This is a genomic window from Sphingomonas sp. (assembly GCF_019746015.1).
Classification (GTDB): domain Bacteria; phylum Pseudomonadota; class Alphaproteobacteria; order Sphingomonadales; family Sphingomonadaceae; genus Sphingomonas.
The window spans coordinates 24590-46469 of sequence record NZ_JAIESM010000065.1 but is presented as its reverse complement, the minus strand read 5'-3'; the positions used below and the strand labels follow the sequence as shown (position 1 = coordinate 46469).

The following is a 21880-nucleotide window of genomic DNA, read 5'->3' as shown; positions in this document are numbered from 1 at the left end:
GCGCTTTGCCTAGACGAGCAGGACCATGACCTATTCATCCAACCTGCTGCGCACGCTCGATGCGCGCGGCTATATCCACCAGGCGACCGATGCCGCCGCGCTTGATGCATTAGCCGTCGGCCAGGCGGTGGCAGGGTATATCGGTTTCGATGCCACCGCGCCGTCGCTCCATGTCGGCAGCCTTGTCCAGATCATGATGCTGCGGCGGATACAGCAGACCGGTCACAAGCCGATCGTGCTGATGGGCGGCGGGACCACCAAGGTCGGGGACCCATCCGGCAAGGACGAGAGCCGCAAGCTGCTGGACGACGTGGCCATTGCCGCCAACATCGCGTCGATCCGCCGCGTTTTCGAGCGGTTCCTGCATTTTGGCGACGGGCCAACCGATGCGGTGATGGTCAACAATGCCGATTGGCTCGACACGCTCGACTATATTCCGTTCCTGCGTGACGTGGGCCGCCACTTCACCATCAACCGGATGCTGGCGTTCGATTCGGTGAAACTGCGGTTGGACCGCGAACAGCCGCTGACATTCCTCGAATTCAACTACATGATCCTGCAGGCCTATGACTTTGCCGAGTTGGCCAAGCGGATGGGGTGCCGGCTGCAGCTGGGCGGGTCTGACCAGTGGGGGAATATCGTCAACGGAATCGAACTGGCGCGGCGCATGGACGGGGCAGAGCTTTTCGGCCTGACCAGCCCGCTCATCACCACCGCCGATGGCGCCAAGATGGGCAAGACCGCCGCCGGTGCTGTGTGGCTGAACGAGGATGCGCTGCCGGCCTATGACTATTGGCAGTTCTGGCGGAACACCGATGACCGTGATGTCGGCCGCTTCCTGCGCCTCTTCACCGATCTTCCGCTCGACGAGATCGCCCGGCTGGAAGCGCTGCAGGGCGCCGAGATCAACGAGGCGAAGAAGCAGCTGGCGGACGCCGCAACCGCGCTCTGCCGGGGCGAGGATGCCGCCCTTGCGGCGGCCGAAACGGCGCGCCGTACCTTCGAGGAAGGGGCCGCTGGCGACGCACTGCCCCGGCTGGTGGTGCCCGGCGGCACGATCACGCTGGTCGATGCGCTGGTCGGCCTGGGGCTAGCCGCGTCGAAGGGAGAGGCCCGGCGACTGATCAAGGGCGGCGGCGCGCGTGTGGACGGCGAAAAGGCCGCCGACGAGGGCATGACGATCAACGTCAGCCCCGATCCGGTGCGCGTGTCGGCCGGCAAGAAGCATCACGGCCTGCTACTGCCGGGCTGAACCGTTTCACCCCCGGCATATATACGGGGTTGGCCGCGTTAAGCATTTTCCTATCGGCCTCGTTCACCGCACGCACCTTATCCGGCGTTTAGCAGCAAAGGATGGTGCGATGGCGATACGCGCAGCACTGGCATTCAGGGACGACCGCGCCGCCACGCGCGACGAGGTGCATTACCGCACCCGGGCAACAGGCCCGGACAAGCGCCCGCTGGAGCTGTTGCTTGTCAACATTTCCGCGCAGGGGCTGATGGCGCGATGCGATGCACCGCTGGCGCCGGGGGACCGGATCGCGGTGACGCTGCCCGGGCTTGGCGCCGTTCCCGCCGAGGTGCGCTGGGCGCTGGGTGGCCGGATCGGCTGCGAACTGGCGAGCAAGATCGCGGTGGCCGATTATTACGACCTGCTCGCTGCGCTTCTGAAGGGCAAGGGATAAGCCGCGCGCTGGCCATTGGTTTCAGTTTCACTGAACCAGCGTCGGCACCGGCCCGCTCCCCCACCCGACCACCCACGATGGTATCCTTGATGGGTGGCCGGGTGGGGGAACGGGCCGGTACCGCTTCAATCAAACAAAAAAACTCAACCCGAGCGGAGCAGTGCGACACCCGCATCCCGCTCAAACAGATAGAGCGCCAGCCGCGCGGCCTGGCCCCGGGGTCCGTTCAGGCCACCGTCGCGGTCGATGAGCAACCGGGCATCATCGGTGGCGATCGGTAGCAGCTCGCCCAGCATCTCGGGCGTTGCGAGCCGGAACTGCGCCTCCCCCGACTGGCGCGTGCCGAGCAGTTCGCCGGCGCCGCGCAGCCGCAGATCTTCCTCGGCGATGCGGAAACCGTCATTGGTTTCGCGCAGCAGCGCCAGCCGCGCGCGCGCGGTGTCGCTCAGCTGGCTGCCCCGGATCAGCAGGCAGTTGGAGGCGCCCGTCCCCCGCCCCACCCGCCCGCGCAGCTGGTGCAGCTGGGCAAGGCCGAAGCGGTCGGCCGCCTCGATCACGATCAGCGTCGCATTGGGCACATCGACACCCACCTCGATCACCGTGGTGGCAACCAGCACGCCCAGCCGGCCAGCGGCGAACTGGGCCATCACCGCGTCCTTCTCCGCGCCCTTCATCCGGCCATGCACCAGCCCGACCTGACCCGGAAATCGCAGGGCAAGGGCCGCCGCGCGCGCCTCTGCGGCGGCAAGGTCGGTCTTTTCGCTTTCCTCGACCAGCGGGCATACCCAATAGGCCTGACCACCGGCGGCCAGATGCCGGCCGAGGCCATCGATCACGGCGTCCAGCCGATCCTCGCTGATGATGCGCGTTTCGATCGGCTGGCGGCCGGGGGGCATTTCGTCCAGCCGGCTGACGTCCATCTCGCCATAGACGGCCAGCGTCAGCGTGCGCGGAATGGGGGTGGCCGTCATCGCCAGCAGATGCGGGTTCTGGCCCTTGGCGGTCAGCATCATCCGCTCTGCAACGCCAAAGCGGTGCTGCTCGTCCACCACCACCAGCCCCAGGTCGCGATAGGCAACCGCTTCCTGAAAAATGGCGTGCGTGCCGATCAGGATGTCGATGCTGCCATCGGCAAGCCCCATCAGCGTCGCCTCGCGCGCGCGGCCCTTGTCGCGGCCGGTGAGCAGCGCAAGGTTCACCGGCAGGCCGGCGAGCAGGCGTTGCAGATTGTCGAAATGCTGCCGCGCCAGAATTTCGGTGGGGGCAAGCAGCGCCCCCTGCGCCCCCGCCTCCACCGCGATCAGCAGCGCCATCGCCGCAACCAGCGTCTTGCCGGAACCGACATCACCCTGCAGCAGCCGCAGCATCGGCGCCGACTGCGCTAGGTCGCCCTCAATCTCCGCAATTGCGCGCGCCTGGGCGCCGGTGGGGGCATAGGGCAGCTGGAGCGCCGCGCGCAGCCGTCCGTCGCCGGCCAGCGCCCGCCCCGTGCGCGCCCGGCTCGACGCGCGCACCAGCATCAGCGCCAGCTGGTTGGCGAATACCTCGTCATAGGCAAGCCGCGCGCGCGCGACCGCGTCCTGCGGATCGGCATGCACCTGCGCAAGAGCATCGCGCCACGCCGGCCAGCCACGCCGCGCCAGCAGGCCAGGCTCGATCCATTCGGGCAGCGCCGGCGCGCGTTCGATTGCCTGCACCGCCAGCTGACCCAGCCGTTTCGAGGTCAGCCCCTCGGACAGCGGATAGATCGCCTCGCGCCCACCAATGCCGTCCGCCTCGTCCAGCGGCAGCACATAATCGGGGTGGATGATCTGCAATTCCTGCCCGTACATCTCCAGCCGGCCGGACACGCGCCGCGCCTCGCCCAGCGGCAGCAGCTTCTTCACCCAGCCGGCATTGCCGCCGAAGTAAACGAGCGACACATGGTTGCCCGCGCCATCCAGCGCCTGCACCCTGACCGGCCCGCGCCCGCCCTGGCGATAATCGAACGGGGTCAGCGTGATGACGATCGTGCGCCCGGCATCGGCCATGTCGAGCGTGTCGCGCGGCACCCGGTCGATCCAGCCGCTGGGCAGATGGAGCGCGACGTCGAGCACCCGCGCGATCTTCAGCCGCTGAAGCGGGCGCGCCAGCGCCGGCCCCACGCCTTTCAGCGCGGTGACCTCGGCAAACAGTGGATTGAGGATTTGCGGGCGCATGGCTATGCGCCTCGCTCTAACCCGAGCCGGCGGCGTTCTCCAAGCGCTGTCGGCCAATTGGCGATGGGAAAACGGGCATGGATCGCGAGACACGGCTGAAGCGCCTGCGCTACCGCGCCTGGCACCGCGGCACCAAGGAGGCCGATCTGCTGATCGGCGGCTTCTTCGACGCCGCGCATCCCGGCTGGAACGACGCCGACATCGCTATTGTCGAGGCGCTGCTGGAAGAGCAGGACGTCGATATCATGGCCTGGGCAACCGGCATGGCGGTGCCCCCGCCCGCCTTTCAAGGGCCCATCCTGGCCGCGCTGAAGGTGCTCAACTACGTGCCGATAGCCGACTGAGCACCGGCCCGCGCCGCGCCAAGGACATTGCGATGACCGACCTTCACATGATTCTGGCCGCCGCGCAGCCGCTGACGCTGGCGGGGGTACCGGGCGGCTTCCTGCCCTGGCTGCTGGCCGATCTGGCGCGGGCAAAGGGGCGCGCGGTGCTGATCGCGGCGGACGAGGCGGAGATGCGCGCAATTGCCGCGACCGCGCCCTATTTCGCGCCCGAGCTGGCGGTGATGACCTTTCCGGCATGGGACTGTCTGCCCTATGATCGCTCCTCGCCCACGCTGCGCGTGATGGCGGAGCGGGTGGCGACGCTCCACGCACTGCAGGCGCCGCGCCGCCAGCCTCAATTGCTGGTGACGACCGCCAACGCCGCCAGCCAGCGCACGCTGACGCCCTTCCGCATCCGCCAGCTGGTCGCAACGCTGGCGCCCGGCGCCCGGATTGCGCGCGACCGGGTGGCGGCGCTGCTGCAGGCGAACGGCTATACCCGCGTCGAGACGGTGACCGATGCCGGCGAATTCGCGGTGCGCGGCGGGCTCGTTGATCTGTTCCCCAGCGGTGCTGAACAGGCGCTGCGGCTCGATTTCTTCGGCGACGAGATTGAAAGCGTACGCACCTTCGACCCCGCCGATCAGCGCACCACCGGCCGGATCGACGGTTTCACCCTGTTGCCGGCATCGGAGGCGCTGCTCGACGAGGACAGCGTGAAGCGGTTCCGCAGCCGCTACCGCGAACGCTTCGGCGCCAGCGCCACCGGCGATCCGCTGTATCAGGCGATTTCGGAGGGGCGGCGGCTGGCCGGCATGGAGCATTGGCTGCCGCTGTTCGAGGAACGGCTGGCGACGTTGTTCGATCATCTGGCCGACGATGCCGTCATCGTGCGGGCCAGCGGCGTTGCCGGGGCGGCCGAAGCGCGGTTCGAGGCAGTCGCCGATTATCACGCCAACCGGGTGAAGGCCCAGTCGGCCGATCCCGGCAGCTATCGCCCGCTGCCGCCCGAGCTGCTCTATCTTTCCGCCGACGAATGGACGGGCTCGCTGACGGCGGCGACCGCGCATCTGGCAACGCCCTTCCACGAGCCGGACAGCGCGCAGGTGATCGGCTTCGGCATCGACGGCCCGCGCGATTTCGCGCCCGAACGCGCGACCGGCGCCAATGTCTATGAAGCGGTCGCCGCCCATGCCGCGCGGGTGACGCGTGAGCGCAAGCTGGTGCTCGCCAGCTATTCGACCGGCGCGCGCGAGCGGTTGGCCGGCCTGCTCGCCGATCATGGCGTGAAGCGGTTGATGAAGGCGGACAGCTGGCAGGAGGCCCTGGGCCTGGCCGCCGGCGGCAATGTCGCACTCGTCGTGCTGCCGCTCGACCATGGCTTTACCGCGCCCGACATCGCACTGCTGACCGAGCAGGACATGCTGGGCGACCGGCTGGTGCGGCGGGCCAAGCGGCGCAAATCGGCCGATGCCTTCCTGGCCGAACTGGCGACGCTCTCGCCGGGCGATCTGGTCGTCCATAATGACCATGGCATCGGCCGCTATACCGGGCTGGTCTCGATCCCCGTCGGCACCAGCCCGCATGACTGCGTGGCGCTGGAATATGCCGGCGGCGACAAGCTCTATGTGCCGGTCGAGAATATCGACGTGCTCAGCCGCTATGGCAGCGACGAGACGGGCACGCTCGACCGGCTGGGCGGGGAAGCCTGGCAGCGTCGCAAGAGCCGGATGAAGGAGCGCATCCGCGAGATTGCCGGTGAGCTGATCGCGGTCGCCGCCGAACGCGCGCTGCGCTCGGGCGAGGTGGCGCTGCCCGACGAGAGCGGTTTTGCCGCCTTCGTCGACCGCTTCCCCTATCAGGAAACCGACGATCAGGACCGTGCCATCGCCGATGTGCTGGACGACCTTGCCGCCGGCAAGCCGATGGACCGGCTGGTGGTGGGCGATGTCGGCTTCGGCAAGACCGAGATTGCGCTGCGCGCTGCCTTCGTCGCGGCGATGGCCGGGCTGCAGGTGGCGGTGGTGTGCCCCACCACCCTGCTCGCCCGCCAGCATTTCAACCATTTCGCCAGCCGGTTCGAGGGGTTTCCGCTGCGCGTCGGCCGCCTTTCCCGTCTGGTCACCCCGGCCGAAGCCAAGGCGACGCGCGAGGCGCTGGCCGATGGCACGCTCGACATTGTCGTCGGCACCCATGCCATTCTGGCCAAGCAGGTCGATTTCAAGCGGCTGGGGCTGGTGATCGTCGACGAGGAGCAGCGCTTCGGCGTCGCGCACAAGGAGCGGTTGAAGGCGCTGAAGGCCGATGTCCATGTCCTCACCCTCACCGCCACGCCCATTCCGCGCACCTTGCAGATGGCGATGTCGGGCCTGCGCGAGCTGTCGGTCATCCAGACCCCGCCGGTCGATCGCCTCGCGGTGCGCACCTATGTGATGCCGTGGGACCCGGTGGTGATCCGCGAGGCGCTGCTGCGCGAACATTATCGCGGCGGGCAGAGCTTCTTCGTCACCCCGCGCATTGCCGACCTGCCCGACATCGAGGAATTCCTGCGCGAGCAGGTGCCGGAGATCCGCTACGTCGTCGCCCATGGCCAGATGAGCCCGAGCGAGGTGGAGGAGCGCATGTCCGCCTTTTACGACCGCAAGTTCGAGGTGCTGGTGTCGACCACCATCGTCGAAAGCGGGCTCGACATCCCCAGCGCCAACACGATGATCATCCACCGCGCCGACCGCTTTGGCCTCGCCCAGCTTTACCAGCTGCGCGGCCGGGTGGGGCGCGCCAAGACCCGGGCCTATGCCTATCTCACCACGCCTGCCGACCGCATCGTGACCGAGACGGCGGAGAAGCGGCTGAAGGTGCTGTCGGACCTCGAATCGCTGGGCGCCGGCTTCCAGCTGGCCAGCCATGATCTGGACATTCGCGGCGCCGGCAATCTGCTGGGCGACGAGCAGTCCGGCCATATCCGGGAAGTGGGCTACGAACTCTACCAGTCGATGCTGGAGGAGGCGATCCTGGAGGCAAAGGCCGGCGGCATGCTGAAGGAGCGCCGCGACTTCAGCCCCCAGATCACCATCGACGCGCCGATCCTGATCCCGGAGGACTATGTCCCCGATCTCGACCTGCGGATGGGGCTGTACCGCCGGCTGAACGAGCTGGACGCGCCGCAGTCGATCGAGGCGTTCGCCGCCGAGCTGATCGACCGGTTCGGCACCCTGCCCGAGGCGACCGAGAATCTGATCCGGCTGATCGAGATCAAGCTCCACGCCAAGCGCGCCGGGGTGGCCAAGATCGATGTCGGCCCGCGCGGCGCGCTGGTCGCGTTTCACGACGACCGGCCACCCAATGTTCCGGCGCTCCTTGCCTATGTCGAACGGCTGGGCGGCATCGCCAAGCTGCGGCCCGACAGCAAGCTGGTGCTGGCCCGCGCCTGGACCGACGGCAAGGCACGGCTGCAGGGCACGCTGCAGCTGGCACGGGGGTTGGCCAAAGCGGCGGGGTGAGGGGTTAAGTAGAGCGTCTCGTGGATACTAAGGGCGCGTTGTCCAGCATTCCACTTCCACGCAACCCGTTGATTTAGCTGGAAATCACCCCGCGCGCACGGATTGGCGCGTGGTCGTCGCCAGCCGCTCCAGTTCCAACACGTCAACTGGCCCCGCGCACAGAAACCCTTGATAATATTGGCATCCTTCGCGCGCCAGCAGGTCGAGCTGCTCGGGCGTCTCCACCCCTTCGGCGATGACAGACAGCCCCAAAGAGCGCGCCATATCGATCACGCCGCGCACCACGATGCGGTCGCGCGCGCTGCCGGTGATGTCTTGCGCCAGTTTCTTGTCGATCTTGAGATAGTCGAGCGGCAGCGCCTTCAGATAGGCCAGGCTGGAATAGCCGGTGCCGAAATCGTCGATCGCCACCCGGCACCCGGCCTGACGCAGCGTGGCGAGCAGGCCCGATGCCGCGCCCAGATCCTCGATCAGGCCGTTCTCGGTCACTTCCACGGTCAGCCGCGCGCGCGCAAAGCCGCTGCTGTCCACCCGGTCCAGAAAGATGTCGGCAAAGCCCGGCCGGGCAATGTCGGCAGGCGTCAGGTTGATGGCCAGGCGCAGCCCCGCCAGCGCCGCCGGCCAGGCCGCCGCCTGCGCCAGCGCGATCCGCTGGATATGGTCCGACAGGCCGATCACCAGATCGGCCCGGGCGGCGGCGGCGAACAAGGTTTCCGCGCCCAGCGGCCCCAGCACCGGATGCTCCCAGCGCGCCAGCGCCTCCGCCCCGGTGATCGCGCCCGTTGCCACCGCCACCTGTGGCTGGAACACGATGTCGATCTCGCCCTGATCGATGGCCTGGCGCAGGTCGACCGCCAGCGTGTCGATCGCGCCGGGCTGGCCCGCGCGCGCGACGTAGAGCGTCAGCGTGTCGCTGGTCCGCGCGATTTCCAGCGCCTCGCCCGCGCGGCGCAGCAGGGCGGCGGCATCGTCATCGGGCTCTGCCGAGGCAATGCCGATGCGGCAGCCCAGCACCACCACCGCACCCCCGGCAATGAAGGGGCGTGACAGCGCCTCTGCCACGCGCCCGGCGGCGGCCTCCATCCGCGCGGTGCTGGCATCGGCGGCGAGCAGAAAGTCGGAACCGCCCATCCGCGCGACCACGGCCCCCCGGCCAAAGGCCTCTGCCGCGACTTCCTCGATCCGGCGCTGCACCGCGCGCAGCAACGTATCCCCCGTCACCCGGCCATAAGCGGTGTTGACGATGTCGAAGCGGTTGAGCGCGATCAGCGCCGCCTGCTGCCCGCGCCCTTCCGCCAGCTGGCGCGCCAGCCAGCGCCGCGCGGTGGCGGCGTCGCGCACGCCAGACATCGCATCGCGCATCACCGCGCCGGCATCGGGCACGCCGGCCAGCCGCTCGATCAGCGCCTCCGGCGTGCCGCTTGCCGGGCAAAGCTGCAAATGCTGCACCACCCGGCCCATGCCGATGGTGTCATGCGCAAAGGCGGTCGGCAGCCGGTGCAGCAACAGCCGCCGCGCGGTGGCCAGCGCCACCGACCGGTCGGCGCGCGACATCAGCGCGAGCAGCCGGCGCGGTGGCACCACCTCCGGCAGGTCGAGCAGCGCGGCAAGCGCCGGGGTCAGCACCAGCCGCCGCCCCTCCAGCCGCCAGCCCAGCGGCTGCGCCGGCTCGCTCTCCCGCATGGGGGCGGCCAGCCGCTCCGCATGGCGCGCGGCAAAGCGCAGCGCCTGGACAAATTCCACCTCGCTATGCGGGCTGGACAGGAAATGGGTGGCGCCCGCGTCATGAAACGCCGCGACCGAGCCGGTATCCCCGCGTGACACCAGCACCAGCAGCGCCGCCCCGCGCGCCGCCGCCGGCCCGCCCAGCGCTGCCACCGCCGCCAGCCCGTCGCCCAGCGCGCCGCGCGCATCGACCACCGCAACGCTGGCGCCGCTTGCGGCAAAGCGTTCGGCCACGCCATCGGCTCGGCGCGCGGCAATCACCTGCCACCCCCCGCGCGCGGCAAGCGCGGCCAGTTCGTCACGCTGGCGAAACGACAGCACGAACAGCGGCGTCAGCGCGCCATCGGGCACGGTGCTCCCCTCCTCGCTGGCCGCCGTCATCATCACGCCAGCGTAGCGGGCGCTGCGCGCGAAGCCAATCCATGAAGCAGCCGGAGCGGCATGCGGCCGGGCACCACCATCCTCGCGTCACCCCGGACTTGATCCGGGGTCCCGCTGCCTTTGCGGAAGAAGAAGCGGGACCCCGGCGCGGGGGCCGGGGTGACGGCTACTCTGTGGCGGGCCGCAGCCTGATCGCGTCGGCGCCGCCCTTCACCCGCTCGCGCCGCGCGAACTCGACGGGCGTTTGACAAGCCCGCCACCCGGCCCCCGCGCCGCCGCTACAGTCGACACGAACGCCGCCGCCGACGTGACGACCTGTTCCGGTTGCGGCAACACCGCCCCGCACCATCGCCCGCACCCTTGCCGCCAGAGCCACGAAGCCCTAGCTCTTGGCGCATGCACGGCGCGCCCCCTGCCCCCATCCCCGCCCCGGCGCTGGTTGACGGTCATGGCCGCGCGATCCGCTATCTGCGCGTGTCGGTGACGGACCGGTGCGACCTGCGCTGCCGCTATTGCATGGCGGAGGAAATGACCTTCCTGCCGCGCGCCCAGCTGCTGAGCTTGGAGGAAATCGCGATCATCGCCGAGCGCTTCATCGCGCGCGGGGTGCGCAAGATCCGGCTGACCGGGGGCGAGCCGCTGGTGCGCCGCGATGTGGCCGAGCTGACCCGGCGGCTGGGCCGGCATGTCGGCGCCGGGCTGGACGAGCTGACCATGACCACCAACGGCACGCGCCTGGCCGAGCACGCGGACGCGCTGTATCGCGCCGGCATCCGCCGCATCAATGTGAGCCTGGACAGCCGCGACCCCGAGCGGTTTCGCTTCATCACCCGCACCGGCGATGTGGCGCGCGTGCTGGCGGGCATTTTCGCCGCGCGCGACGCCGGGCTGGCAGTGAAGATCAACATGGTCGCGCTGCACGGGCTGAACGAGGGCGAGATCGCGCCGATGCTCGCCTGGTGCGGCGAAAACGGTTTCGATCTGTCGCTGATCGAAACCATGCCGCTGGGCAGCATCGACGAGGACCGCGCCGACCGCTTCCTGCCGCTGACGCGGGTGTTTGCGGACCTGTCTTCGCGCTTCACGCTCACCCCCAGCGACCACAGCAGCGGCGGGCCGGCGCGATACTGGCGGGTGGCGCCCTGGGGCACGAAGCTCGGCCTCATCTCCCCGCTCACCCATAATTTCTGCGACGCGTGCAACCGGGTGCGGCTGACCACGGAAGGGCTGCTCTATATGTGCCTGGGGCAGGAAGACCGGGTCGACCTGAAGGCGGCGCTGCGCGATGGCGGCGTCGCGGGGCTGGATGCCGCAATCGATGCGGCGCTGGCGGCAAAACCCGCTGCGCACGACTTCCGCATCAGCGCGGGCGCGGCGCCGGCGGTGGCGCGGCACATGAGCGTGACCGGCGGATGAGCCCCTATCCCCGCCGCGCGCTGACGGCATCGCCCACGCCCCAGGCGCAGGCGGCGGCACGCACGCTGCGCGACACCGCCGAATGGGTGAGCGAGGACGAGGCCGATGTGCTGGTGGCGCTGGGCGGAGACGGCTTCATGCTGCAGACGCTGCACCGCCTGCTCGACCGGCCGGGCGATCCGCTGCCGGTGTTCGGCATGAACCTGGGCACGGTGGGCTTTTTGATGAACGAATGGCGCGTGGACGGCCTCGACGCGCGGCTGGCCGAGGCCAAGACGTTCAAAGTGTCGCCGCTCAGCATGAGCGCCGAGACGATGACCGGCGCGCGCCACCTGCTGCCCGCGATCAACGAGGTTTCGCTGCTGCGCGAAACGCGCGAGACCGCCAAGATCGAAGTGACGCTGAACGAGCGCGTGGTGATCCCCGAGCTGGTGTGCGACGGCATCTTGGCGGCGACGCCGGCCGGCTCCACCGCCTATAACCGGTCGGCGAACGGCCCCATCCTGCCGCTCGGCTCGGCGCTGATTGCGCTGACCCCGATCAGCCCGTTCCGCCCGCGGCGCTGGCGCGGCGCCATCCTGCCCGACAAGGCACGGATTTCCCTGCGCATTCTGGAGCCGGACAAGCGGCCGGTGAGCGCGGTCGCCGACCAGCATGAAGTGCGCGACGTGGCCGTGGTGGACGTAGCGATCGACCGCAGCCGCGAGCTGTCGCTGCTGTTCGACCCCGCGCATGCGCTCGACGACCGCATCACCATGGAGCAGTTCGCGGTCTGAGGGGTGTTCGGAAATTGGCGCGAGAGCCAGTTTTTGCACGGTGCCGGCCCGCTCCCCCGCCCGGCCACCCATAAGATACTGCCGCTGGGTGGCCGGGCGGGGGAGCGGGCCGGCACCGCCGAAATGCGATGAAATCGCATTTCCAAGCGGACTCTGAACCCGGCGCCCAAAGCCTCTTGCATCGCGGGCGGCGGGCGCTATAGACGCGCTCTCCCGCAGGCATTCCCTGATAGCTCAGCGGTAGAGCACTCGACTGTTAATCGAGCGGCCGTAGGTTCGAATCCTACTCAGGGAGCCATTTCCGCCTTGCCCAGCGCCGCCGTCACCGCCGCGCGCAGCGCCGGCAGCACGTCCGCCTCGAACCAGGGATTGCGCTTCATCCAGCCGGTGCTGCGCCAGCTGGGGTGGGGCAGCGGAAACACGCGCGGGCCGGCCGTCGCCCAGTCGCGCACGCGCTCGGTCAACGTGCGCCGGTCAGCCAGATAATGGTCCTGCGCATGGATGCCCACCAGCAAGGTCAGCCGGTCCGGCGGCAGCAGCGCCAGCACGCGGGCATGCCACAAGGGCGCGCATTCGGGGCGCGGCGGCAGATCGGCATTGGCGCCCTTGCCCGGATAGCAGAACCCCATCGGCACCAGCGCGACCCGGTCGGCATCATAGAAGTCGGCGCGGCCAATGCCCGTCCAGTCGCGCAGCCGGTCGCCGCTGTCATCATCCCACGGCACGCCGCTGGCATGAACGCGCGACCCCGGCGCCTGGCCGATGATCAACAGCCGCGCGCCCTCGCCGAACTGCACCACCGGGCGCGGATCGTGCGGCAGCATGGCCGCGCAATGGACGCAGGCCGCGATCTGATCGCGCAGCGCGCGCACGCTGTCGGCCTTGCCCTCCGCCATGCCATTCACCTGCTTTCACCGGGCGTGAACCGTGTCTTAGCCGGATTCTGGCAAAGCGTGCACCGGCACGCTACACCGTGATGGGTAGGGGGCAGAGGACGGGCGCTGATGGGGCTGGTCGCGGGGGCAATGCTGTTTGCGGTGGCGGCCGGTCTGGCGGCGGCGCTGGTCATGGCACTGCGCGACCGGGCGCGGCTGCGGGGAGCGCTGAAGGAAGCCAATGAACGCGCCGATACCGTGCTCGCTCATGTCGGCGAGGTGGTGTTCAGCGTCGATGCAGAAGGGCGCTGGGACTATCTGAGCGACGCGTGGGAGGCGTTTTCCGGCTATTCGGTCGCGGAGACGATCGGCACCCCCTCTACCCGGCTGCTGCACCCGGAAGATTTCGCCGAGGCAAAGCGGCTGTTCCCCCGCCTGTTGAGCGGTGAGCTGCAGAAGCCGTCGATCGTTCAGCGTTATCGCCACAAGAGCGGCACCTGGCGCCATGCCGAGGTGACCGCCACCCGCCGGATAGAGAATGGCGTGCCGGCGGGCACCAGCGGCCGCATCCGCGACGTGACCGAAAACAGCGCCATGCGTGAAAAACTGTTCAATACCGAGCGCCGCTACCGCCGGATGAGCGAACTGGCGCCGGTCGGCATCTTCCAGGCGGATGCGCAGGGCCGCGTCGTCTATGTCAACCAGGTCGCGCTGGAGCGCATCGGGATGACGATGGATCAGGTGCGCGGCATGCAATGGGTGGCGACGCTCGCCAGCGAAGACGGGCTCGACAAGGCGCCGCTATGGCAGGGCTTTTCACCCACTCAGCCGCAACGCACGCGGATGATGCGCTTTCGCGGCGCCGACGGGGCCGATGTCTGGGTGCAGGTAACAACCACGGCCGAGTTTGACAGCTTCAAGACGCTGACCGGCTTTTTCGGGGTGATCATCGACCTGACCGGGCAGATGTCGGCGCGATCCGAACTGGCCGCCAGCGAACAGCGTTTCGAGGTGCTGGCGGCAATGTCGCCGGTGGGGATTTTCCGCATCGATGACACGGGCCTGTGCACCTATGTCAACCCGGCATGGACCGAACTGACCGGGATGACCGCGCTCGAGGCGTTGGGCGATGGATGGCTGCGCCTGCTTCACCCCGACGACCGAGACAATATTCTGCAGCTTACCCAAGAGGCGATCAACCGGGGCAGCGGCGTCAGGGTCACCCATCGCTGGCTACGGGCGGACGGCAAGGTGGTGTGGGTGGAAACGCTGTCCAGCCCGCTGCGCGACGAGCAGGGCAAGGTGATCGGCTATACCGGCATCAATCTCGACATTACCGAGCGCAAGGCGCTTGAAGACGAACTGAACAGCGCCAAGGAGCGGGCCGAACGCGCCACCGCCGCCAAATCCATCTTTCTCGCCAATATGAGCCACGAGATCCGCACACCGATGAACGGCGTGGTCGGCTTTACCGAATTGCTGCACAACACCCCGCTTAACGAGGTGCAGCGCCGCTATGTCGATCTGATCGCCCAATCGGGCACGTCGATGATGCGGCTGCTGGGCGACATTCTCGATCTGTCGCGGATCGAGGCGGGGCGGCTGAACATCGCCTGCGAGAGTTTCGATCTGGGCGAGATGCTGACCACCTGTCTGCGCCTTTTCGATCCGATCGCGGCGGCCAAGGGGCTGTCGCTGGAGCTTGCCATTGATCCGGCACTGCCGCGCCGGGTGATGGGCGACGCGCTGAGGCTGCGCCAGATCGTCGTCAACCTGCTCGGCAATGCCGCCAAGTTCACCGAAAAGGGCAGCGTTGCCCTGTCGGCGCGGCAGGACATGGCCGATGGTGCGCCGGTGCTGCGGATTGCGGTGCGCGACACTGGCATCGGCATTTCACCGGCCGCGCTGAAGGCGATTTTCGACCCCTTCGCGCAGAGCCATCCGGCGCGCGACCAGCGCCATGACGGGGCCGGGCTGGGGCTGGCGATTTCGGCCGAGCTTGCCGCGCTGATGCGCGGATCGATCGACGCGCAGAGCGTGCCGGGTGCCGGCTCCACCTTCATGCTCACCCTGCCGCTGGTGCCGGCGGGCGACGAGGCAGAGCCGGCCGCACCCGCCGCAGACACGGCCCAGGCCGCGATTGCCGGGCTCGATATTTTGATCGCGGAGGATGACCCGATCAGCCAGGAACTGATGCGGGCAATGGCCGGCGCGCTGGGCATCAACGCCACCATCGCCGGCAATGGCGAGGAAGCGGTGGCCCTCGCCCGGCGTGCGGCGGCAGACGGCCACCCCTATGCACTGGCGCTGATGGACATGCGGATGCCGGTGCTGGATGGCGTGGCGGCGGCGCGGGCGCTGCGCGAGGGCGGGCTGGCGGCAGACGCACTGCCGATCATCGCGCTGACCGCCAATGCCTATCCCGAAGACATTGCCGCCTGCACCGCCGCCGGCATGCAGGGCCATCTGGCGAAACCCGTCTCGCTCGATGCGCTGGCGCGCGCGATCGAGCGGCACGCGATCAACGCGCCGCCCCGCCCCACCGCGTCCGCTGCCCCGCCCGAACGGCTGCGCGAGCGGTTCGAGCAGCGCAAAATGGCCGTGCGCGCGGCGCTTGCCGCCGCCGGGGAGGCACCGGGCGTGGAGGACGCCGTCATCCTTGCCGATGCGCTCCACAAGCTGGCAGGAACCGCGGGCTTCTTCGGCGAAATCGATCTGGGGGAGACGGCGGCGCGCTGCGAAAAGGAGTTGCGCCGCGTCGAAGCGGCCGGCGTGGCCGCCGCCATCGCCAGCACCCAGGCCGCGCTCGACCCCCTGCTGATGGCCCGCGCCTGAGCGCCTATTTCGCCGCCAGCCGCGCAGCATCCGTGATCAGCACATTGCCCAGCCGGATGGCGGGCCGGTCCGGCCCCACCTCGATCCGCGTCGTCGCCAGCGGGGTGCCGCCGCGCGCCAGCCGCAGGGTGTAGCGGCCATAGCGCACCCGTTCGAAGGTGAAGAAGCCGTCAAATTCGGTGCGCAGCTTGTAGGCGACGGTGCCGGCCGCATCGACCAGCTCGATCGCTTCGCCCGGTGCCGGGCGCCCGCCGACCATCAGCGTGCCATCGACGGTGGAGGTGCCGGTGATGCCCAGCTCCACCGCCGTTACCAGCCCGGCGCGCGGAATCGCCGCCACCCCCTTGCTGGTCGGCACCTCGAACGGGTCGGCAATCGCGCCTTCGTCGAGCGCGATCGCCACCGGCCGGGCGGGATCGAAGCCGTCGAGCAGCTGCGCGGCGTCGGCCTGTCCCTTGGTCCGGTGCATCGGCTGGGGCACGCCGTTCACCAGCAGCCCGGGCACCGGCACCACCGGCTCGTCGGCATCGCGGCGGCCGTCACCGTCCAGGTCCTGAAACGCCGTCACGCGGATGCTGCCGGAGCTGGCCTGCGCCACCGAGCGGAACTTGCCATAGCGCCCCTGCCCGTCGCGCCCGATGCTGAACTGCAGCCCCAGCCCCAGCGAAAAGCCGCCCTTGCTGTCGCCCTGCGCGCTCGCGGTCAGCGACACCGCGCCCAGATCGCGCGTATAGCCCAGCGCGGCATAAGGCCCCACGCCGCGCCCGGCATAGCCGAGACTCGCCTGCACCTCATCCTTTTGCGAGAGCGAGAAATTGGCGGTGCCGATCGCGTTGTTCAGCCGGAACGACGGCGCCACCGTCCAGCCCGCCTCGCCGCGCAGCCTGATGCCCTTCAGCCGCGTGTTGAACAGCAGCCCGGCAATCGCCTCCGACACCGGCCTGCCGCCGCGCGGGCTGACCTGCTGCCAGCCGAACAGCACGCTGGCCGACACGCGCCGCGTCGCCACCGACATGCGCGACTGGAATTGCAGCGTTTCATCCGCGCGCGAGACGGTGGAGCGCAAATCGAAGCGCACCGGCAGGAACAGCCCGGCCAGCCGGAACGGCCGGTCGAGCGTGATCGCGGTCACCTCGCGCTGGCTCGCGTCGAGCCGTTCGCTGGTCAGCCCGCGGTTGCGGATCGCCTCGACCGACACCGTCGTGTTCCACACCCGGCCAAAGGCGTTGAGGCGCAAAGCGGTGCCGCCCTGCGCCGCCTGGGCGACATTCACCTCGGCCAGAAAGCTCATCAGGCTGGCGCGCACGCTCGCCTCGCCAAAGAAGTCGGCGGCGCCGGTGGGCGTCGTCACCCGGTGGCCGGCCAGCGCCAGCGACGCGCCGCTGCCCAGGCCGTGCTCCACGCCCACATCGGCGCGCCAGCCCAGCCGCCTGAGCCCGGCCTGGATGGGGGGCGAAAATTCGATCAGGTCGCGCCGGTCCTCGACAATGCCGGCATACCACCAGGTCTCGCCGGGCCGCGGGGCTTGCTGGCCGATATTATAGCTGCGCCGCTCGCGCCGCACCTGCCCCTGCGGGCCATATTGCACCAGCTCGAAACTGTTGACGCCGAAGCGCAGCTCGACATCGCGGAATTCATAACGGCCAATCGCGCCGCCCGTCGTGCTGCGCAGCAATTCGCCGTTGCGATACAGCTCCACGTCCCAGCCGCGCGGCAGCGGCCCGGAAAAATCGATCAGATCATAACGGGTTGCGCTGCCAAGCGGGCGGTTGGTGATCGACGCGCCCCGCCCCGGCGTCGCCTGCACGGTGAGCGGGGTCGACGGGCTCATCACATCGCCCAGCGCGAATTCGGTGGCCTTTAGCGGCCCCAGCAGGCCAGCGTCGATGTCGCTGCGATAGAGCCGCAGGCGAAAGGCCTGGGGCGCGCCGCCCGGGGTGGAGGACAGCCGCGCCTCGGCCGACAGGAACGCGAGTTCGCCGGCGGCAAAAGCCTCCCACCGCTGCACGCTGGTGATGGGACCGGTGCCTGAGCGATCGACCGCGAGCGCCGCGTTCACGTCGATGACGGGCATGCGCCACGCGCGATAGGGCAGCGCCACGCGCGGCAGCTCGGGCTTGTCGTCGCCCGGGCGGGTGCGCAGCTTTTCGGCGTTGATCGCGCGCCGCGCGGCCGCTTCCAGCGGCAATGTGCCGGTCGCGCGGATGGTCAGGATGGCGTTGGTGACGTCGGGGTCGAAGCCCAGCCCCAGCCATTTGCCCAGATCGTCCGCCAGCACGCACCAGCCGGTGCGGCTTTCCCAGATCGTCTCCGCGCCGATCTTGGCATATTCGTTGCCGAAGCGCGCCTCGCCCTTGTCGCGGTCAATCTCGATCCGGCGGCTTTCCTCAAATGCCCAGCCGCGCGCGCTGCGCCCGCCGGGGTCCAGCGTGATCGCGATCTGCAGCGCATCGACCACGTCGTTGAAATCCAGGCACAGCCCGGCGCGCGTGTTATAGGCGCGCACGCCATTGCCCACCTGCAGATTGCCGACCCGCGCATCGAACAGCAGCTGGTCATCGGGGTCGGTGCGCAGCTGTGCGGCAACGGGGCCGGCCAGCGCCAGCCCCGCCATCAGCCACAGCAGCGCGAGCGCCGCCCGCACGCCCGGCCAGTGCCAGGCGCCCGGGCGGCGCGCGCCACGGCGCCAGGGCGCCGACACCGTGTTCGTCCCCTGCCCCGCTCGGCCCCGGTCAGCGCGCGGCGGTCGCGCGCACCGGCACTTCGCTCACGCCGCCCTTGCCGGCGGGATCGGTTTCGGTGAAGCGCACCGTCAGCGGCCCGCGCACCGCCGCCAGCTTGGCCGGATCAACCGGCACCAGCACGCTGCGCTGGGTGATTTCGGGATAGGCGGCAATGCCCTTCACGGTCGCGATCGGCGCCTTGCTGCCCGGCGCCATCACGTCGATGGTGCCATAGACGGAGCGGTTGCCGCTGCGCGCCAGATCGACCTGAATGCCCGGCGCGCCGGCGGTCGCCACCTGTGCGCCGACCAGCCGCGCCTCGCCCGGCACCTCGCCCACCCGCACGATCACGGGAATGGCAACGCCATAGATGGGCGTCAGCGCGATCGACATGCCATCGGCCGCGGGCGTGGGGGCGGCATCCGCCGCTGCCGCATCGGGCACCGCGCGAAACAGCAGGTGCGCGCGATATTCGCCCGGCGCCAGCGTCGGCGGCACGCGCACGCCGATGCGCACCGTCTGCGCCTGTTGCGGCGCGAGCGTGATCTTGCGCGGCGCATAGTTCATGATTTCCAGCGCAATCGCCTCACTGGGCTTGGCCTCGGCCTCGTCCACCGCGCGGATCTGGCCATTGGCGTCCATCCGCCGCAGCACCAGCGAAATGCGATAGGTGGTGGTGCGGTCTCCGGTGTTGCTGACCACCACTTCGCCGCCGCCGGTGCCGTTCACCACCAGCCGCGTCGGCGCGACCAGCAGGTCGCCCTGCGCCCGGGCGGGCGCCGCACCGAAAGCCCCCAGCGCCACCAGCGCTGCCATCATCATCCTGCCCAACATCTGCCTTACCCCTTGCTGTGGCCGGCGTCGGTTCCAGCGTGCCGGCTGCTGTGTTGCGGGTTCGCGCGGGTCCAGCGTGCGAACCATTTTGGTTTTCAATTCTACTGGTAATTCACCGATACGGTGTATTGGCCGGTATAGGTGCCGGCCGCCTGATTGGCGCCCACGTTCAGCGTGCCGCCGACGCGAAAGGTGCCGGTGCCATTGGTCAGCACCAGCGAGCGGATCGAGATGGCGATGGTCGCCGTCATCGTCTGCGCGCCGCCGGTGTTGCGCAGCGTCACCGTCGGGCTGGCAAGAGTGATGCTCACCGTTTCACCGGCGCTGCCCGTCACCGTAAAAGCGCCGGCCGTCGTGCTGCCGAAGCAGCGCAGATTGGCGCCGCAGGTGCGCGTGCCATCCTCCGCCACTGCCACGGTTGCAGCGGTGGCGGCGGGCAGCACCCGGCCAAAGTTCAGATCGGCCGATTTCACCACCGTCACCGGCTGCAGCACGCGCACGGTGGTATCGCCGCGCGCGCTCTGCGCCGCTGCCGGCGCCGCGATGCACGCCAGCATCACCCCGGCGGCAACGCCGGGCATCATCAATGTCAATCGCGTCATCCCACACCCCAAGAGATCAAATCTCGATCGCCGACGACGTTTCCAGCGGGCCGGCTGACGGGGAGTGATGCCGCAATATGGTTAGCATCCCGCTAACCGTGATTTTGGTGTGGTGGGCATGCGCGGAAGCAGAGAGACCCGTCACCCCGGACTTGATCCGGGGTCCAGCTGCCTTTGCAGCGGCCGTGGAAAAGCGGGATCCCGGGTCAAGCCCGGGATGACGGGATAACAGCCAATATCAGCGCACCGGGGCGGCGCTTAGAGATAATCCACCGTCACCATATAGGTGCCGGCATAGCTCCCCTCCGGCTGGCGCGCGGCGATGCGCAGCGTGCCGCCCACGGTGAACGGGTTCTTGTTGTTGCCCGGGCGCAGCACCATCGTCGCGCTCGACGCGACAAAGCTGGCCGGCATGGTCGCCCCCTGCCCGTTGCTGAGCGTTGCCGGCGACAGGGTGATGGCGACCAGATAATCCTTGGCGCCGGTGATGGTGAATTGGGCCGCACGCGCGCCGCCCAGGCAGCGCACGCCGGTGCAGCTCTGCGCGCCATCGGGGCTGACGGTGACGGTGCCGGCCAGCGTGCCGGCGGCGATCTTGCCGAAGCTGAGCGGGGTTGCCGCCTCCACGCGGGGCGCGCGGCGTGGATTTTGCGCGTGCGCCGGCACCGCCAGCAAGGCGGCACCGGCGACCAGTGCGCTGTAAAGACCGGGCTTCACCATCCGGCAAGCATTACACGGATAGGTGAAGCCCGGCTTAACCCTCAAGCCGCCGCCGGGGAGATCAAGGCGGGGGAACCGGCGGCGTGACGGGGGTGTTGCTTACTGATAGCTGACCGAGACCGAATACTGGCCGTTATAGGTGCCAGCGGCCTGGTTCGCGCCGACGTTCAGCGTGCCGGCAACGCGGAAGCTGCCATTGCCGCCCACCAGCTGCAGCGAGTTGGTCGAAGCGGTCAGCGCGACCGTCATCGACTGCGCGCCGTTCGACAGCGTGATCGTGGGATTGTCGATCGCCACCGACACGGTTTCACCGGCCGAACCCGTGACATTGAACGCACCGGCCGTGGTGGTGCCGAAGCACGAAAGGCCCGCGCCGCAAGTGCGGCTGCCATCGGCCGCAATCGCCACGGTGCTGGCCGCACCCGAGGGGAGCACCTTGCCGAAGTTCAGATCGGCCGCCTTGGTGACGGTGATCGCCTGCAGGATACGAACGGTCGCGTCGCCCGTGGCGGACTGCGCCTGCGCCGGCACCGCGAACAGCGCACCACCAGCGACGACCCCGGCTACGCCGAGGGCCTTTGCAACAAAGCTCTTCATATGCACTCCTTGAACACTTCAACCGGTCCCAGCGACCGGCGAGGCACAACATGCCGCCAAGCCCTCCACAGTCGGTTATTGGGATTGGTTAAGGGAGTGCTCACCACAATTTGGTGCGCGGCACGGGTGGCGATGTTCGTTCAAATCATTGATATTGAATATCTATTTCATATTGCCCGGCATAGCGGCCCGGGGGCTGTGCAGGGCCGATCGCAATCGTTCCGCCCACTGTTAACAGCGCATCGCCGCCGCTCAGCTGCAAGGTGCGCGTCGACAGCATCGGCACCAGGCGAATCGTCACGCCTTCCGGCCCCACCAGCGCGGCGGCGTCGGAGACGCCGACCGCCACCTGCTCGCCCGAGCCGGTCACACGAAATTCGGCCGGCCGGGCGCGTTGGTCGCACACCAGGCCGCCGGTGCAATCGATCCGGCCATCGGGGTGGACCGCAAAGTCCCCGCCCGATGGCGATGGCAGCACCCGCCCGAAATCAAGCGGTTGCGCCTGCGCCGCCGATGCGGCCCGTAATATTTCAACGGCCGCATCGGCGGTGGGTGCCGGCCGGGTCTCGGCGTTCGCGCCGCTGGAAAACGCGAACAGACCCAAGGCCGATCCAAAATATGACAGCGACCGCATCAAGGGGTGTGAGAAGCTGCGAACCGTTGCCATGACCCCGATTTGCCACCGGA

16 protein-coding genes and 1 tRNA gene are annotated in these 21880 nt (G+C 69.1%); 8 read left to right on the top strand and 9 right to left on the bottom strand.

The genetic code is table 11. The annotated features are described in order from the left end of the window. Positions 1 to 25: 25 nt before the first annotated feature. Positions 26 to 1252 carry a tyrosine--tRNA ligase gene (tyrS, locus tag K2Y03_RS09570; protein ID WP_294090353.1) on the top strand — a complete coding sequence of 409 codons (1227 nt, stop codon included), beginning with the start codon at positions 26 to 28 and terminating at the stop codon, positions 1250 to 1252. Between the two features lie 109 nt (positions 1253 to 1361). Then, positions 1362 to 1685: a PilZ domain-containing protein gene (locus K2Y03_RS09565; RefSeq protein WP_294090352.1), complete on the top strand. Its 324-nt coding sequence runs from the start codon at positions 1362 to 1364 to the stop codon at positions 1683 to 1685. Positions 1686 to 1828: 143 nt separating this feature from the next. Here K2Y03_RS09565 and recG read toward each other — a convergent pair whose 3' ends face one another. Then, complete coding sequence (gene recG / locus K2Y03_RS09560) at positions 1829 to 3883, bottom strand: ATP-dependent DNA helicase RecG (RefSeq protein WP_294090351.1); 2055 nt, start codon at positions 3881 to 3883, stop codon at positions 1829 to 1831. A 77-nt stretch (positions 3884 to 3960) separates the two neighbouring features. On the opposite strand from recG, the gene K2Y03_RS09555 reads away from it, so the two are divergent. Continuing rightward, the gene (locus K2Y03_RS09555; RefSeq protein ID WP_294090350.1) at positions 3961 to 4227 is read left to right on the top strand and encodes a succinate dehydrogenase assembly factor 2; all 267 of its coding nucleotides are present in this window, start codon (positions 3961 to 3963) and stop codon (positions 4225 to 4227) included. Between the two features lie 32 nt (positions 4228 to 4259). Then, on the top strand, positions 4260 to 7709 hold the full coding sequence (gene mfd, locus K2Y03_RS09550) for a transcription-repair coupling factor (RefSeq protein WP_294090349.1): 3450 nt from the start codon (positions 4260 to 4262) through the stop codon (positions 7707 to 7709). Positions 7710 to 7793: 84 nt separating this feature from the next. Here the strand turns inward: mfd and K2Y03_RS09545 are convergent, their stop codons facing one another. Beyond that, a complete protein-coding gene (locus tag K2Y03_RS09545; RefSeq protein WP_294090348.1) occupies positions 7794 to 9818 on the bottom strand; it encodes a bifunctional diguanylate cyclase/phosphodiesterase in 2025 nt (674 codons plus the stop codon). A gap of 393 nt (positions 9819 to 10211) precedes the next feature. Here K2Y03_RS09545 and moaA point away from each other — a divergent pair, with 393 nt between their 5' ends. The 3 genes from moaA (at position 10212) to K2Y03_RS09530 (ending at position 12305) form a co-directional block, all read left to right on the top strand. Further along, positions 10212 to 11231 (top strand): GTP 3',8-cyclase MoaA, encoded by a 1020-nt coding sequence (moaA, locus tag K2Y03_RS09540; protein WP_294090347.1) that lies wholly within the window; start codon positions 10212 to 10214, stop codon positions 11229 to 11231. Further along, the gene (locus K2Y03_RS09535; protein WP_294090345.1) at positions 11228 to 12007 is read left to right on the top strand and encodes an NAD kinase; all 780 of its coding nucleotides are present in this window, start codon (positions 11228 to 11230) and stop codon (positions 12005 to 12007) included. The genes moaA and K2Y03_RS09535 overlap by 4 nt, the downstream gene beginning before the upstream one ends. 223 nt (positions 12008 to 12230) lie before the next feature. Next, positions 12231 to 12305: transfer RNA gene (locus K2Y03_RS09530), tRNA-Asn, on the top strand. Here the strand turns inward: K2Y03_RS09530 and K2Y03_RS09525 are convergent. Beyond that, positions 12295 to 12903, bottom strand: a complete 609-nt coding sequence (locus K2Y03_RS09525; RefSeq protein ID WP_294090344.1) for a uracil-DNA glycosylase family protein — start codon at positions 12901 to 12903, stop codon at positions 12295 to 12297. The genes K2Y03_RS09530 and K2Y03_RS09525 overlap by 11 nt on opposite strands. 108 nt (positions 12904 to 13011) lie before the next feature. Here K2Y03_RS09525 and K2Y03_RS09520 point away from each other — a divergent pair, with 108 nt between their 5' ends. After that, positions 13012 to 15717 carry a PAS domain S-box protein gene (locus K2Y03_RS09520; RefSeq protein WP_294090343.1) on the top strand — a complete coding sequence of 902 codons (2706 nt, stop codon included), beginning with the start codon at positions 13012 to 13014 and terminating at the stop codon, positions 15715 to 15717. Positions 15718 to 15721: 4 nt separating this feature from the next. Here K2Y03_RS09520 and K2Y03_RS09515 read toward each other — a convergent pair whose 3' ends face one another. From K2Y03_RS09515 to K2Y03_RS09490, 6 genes are all read right to left on the bottom strand, one after another. Then, the gene (locus K2Y03_RS09515; RefSeq protein WP_294090342.1) at positions 15722 to 18418 is read right to left on the bottom strand and encodes a carboxypeptidase-like regulatory domain-containing protein; all 2697 of its coding nucleotides are present in this window, start codon (positions 18416 to 18418) and stop codon (positions 15722 to 15724) included. A 31-nt stretch (positions 18419 to 18449) separates the two neighbouring features. After that, positions 18450 to 19274 carry a hypothetical protein gene (locus tag K2Y03_RS09510; protein ID WP_294090341.1) on the bottom strand — a complete coding sequence of 275 codons (825 nt, stop codon included), beginning with the start codon at positions 19272 to 19274 and terminating at the stop codon, positions 18450 to 18452. Between the two features lie 101 nt (positions 19275 to 19375). Further along, entirely contained in the window at positions 19376 to 19855 is a 480-nt protein-coding gene (locus K2Y03_RS09505) for a DUF4402 domain-containing protein (protein ID WP_294090340.1), read from the bottom strand. A 279-nt stretch (positions 19856 to 20134) separates the two neighbouring features. After that, entirely contained in the window at positions 20135 to 20593 is a 459-nt protein-coding gene (locus K2Y03_RS09500; protein WP_294090339.1) for a DUF4402 domain-containing protein, read from the bottom strand. 102 nt (positions 20594 to 20695) lie between these two features. Continuing rightward, positions 20696 to 21193, bottom strand: a complete 498-nt coding sequence (locus tag K2Y03_RS09495) for a DUF4402 domain-containing protein (protein WP_294090338.1) — start codon at positions 21191 to 21193, stop codon at positions 20696 to 20698. A gap of 145 nt (positions 21194 to 21338) precedes the next feature. Next, entirely contained in the window at positions 21339 to 21797 is a 459-nt protein-coding gene (locus K2Y03_RS09490) for a DUF4402 domain-containing protein (protein WP_294090337.1), read from the bottom strand. Positions 21798 to 21880: the final 83 nt, after the last annotated feature.

Coding starts and splice junctions, on each gene's coding strand:
- recG (WP_294090351.1), bottom strand. CDS start 3,883: ATGCGCCCGCAAATCCTCAATCCACTGTTTGCCGAGGTCACCGCGCTG.
- K2Y03_RS09565 (WP_294090352.1), top strand. CDS start 1,362: ATGGCGATACGCGCAGCACTGGCATTCAGGGACGACCGCGCCGCCACG.
- K2Y03_RS09555 (WP_294090350.1), top strand. CDS start 3,961: ATGGATCGCGAGACACGGCTGAAGCGCCTGCGCTACCGCGCCTGGCAC.
- K2Y03_RS09520 (WP_294090343.1), top strand. CDS start 13,012: ATGGGGCTGGTCGCGGGGGCAATGCTGTTTGCGGTGGCGGCCGGTCTG.
- K2Y03_RS09535 (WP_294090345.1), top strand. CDS start 11,228: ATGAGCCCCTATCCCCGCCGCGCGCTGACGGCATCGCCCACGCCCCAG.
- mfd (WP_294090349.1), top strand. CDS start 4,260: ATGACCGACCTTCACATGATTCTGGCCGCCGCGCAGCCGCTGACGCTG.
- K2Y03_RS09525 (WP_294090344.1), bottom strand. CDS start 12,903: ATGGCGGAGGGCAAGGCCGACAGCGTGCGCGCGCTGCGCGATCAGATC.
- K2Y03_RS09495 (WP_294090338.1), bottom strand. CDS start 21,193: ATGAAGAGCTTTGTTGCAAAGGCCCTCGGCGTAGCCGGGGTCGTCGCT.
- K2Y03_RS09510 (WP_294090341.1), bottom strand. CDS start 19,274: ATGTTGGGCAGGATGATGATGGCAGCGCTGGTGGCGCTGGGGGCTTTC.
- tyrS (WP_294090353.1), top strand. CDS start 26: ATGACCTATTCATCCAACCTGCTGCGCACGCTCGATGCGCGCGGCTAT.
- K2Y03_RS09505 (WP_294090340.1), bottom strand. CDS start 19,855: ATGCCCGGCGTTGCCGCCGGGGTGATGCTGGCGTGCATCGCGGCGCCG.
- moaA (WP_294090347.1), top strand. CDS start 10,212: ATGCACGGCGCGCCCCCTGCCCCCATCCCCGCCCCGGCGCTGGTTGAC.
- K2Y03_RS09545 (WP_294090348.1), bottom strand. CDS start 9,818: ATGATGACGGCGGCCAGCGAGGAGGGGAGCACCGTGCCCGATGGCGCG.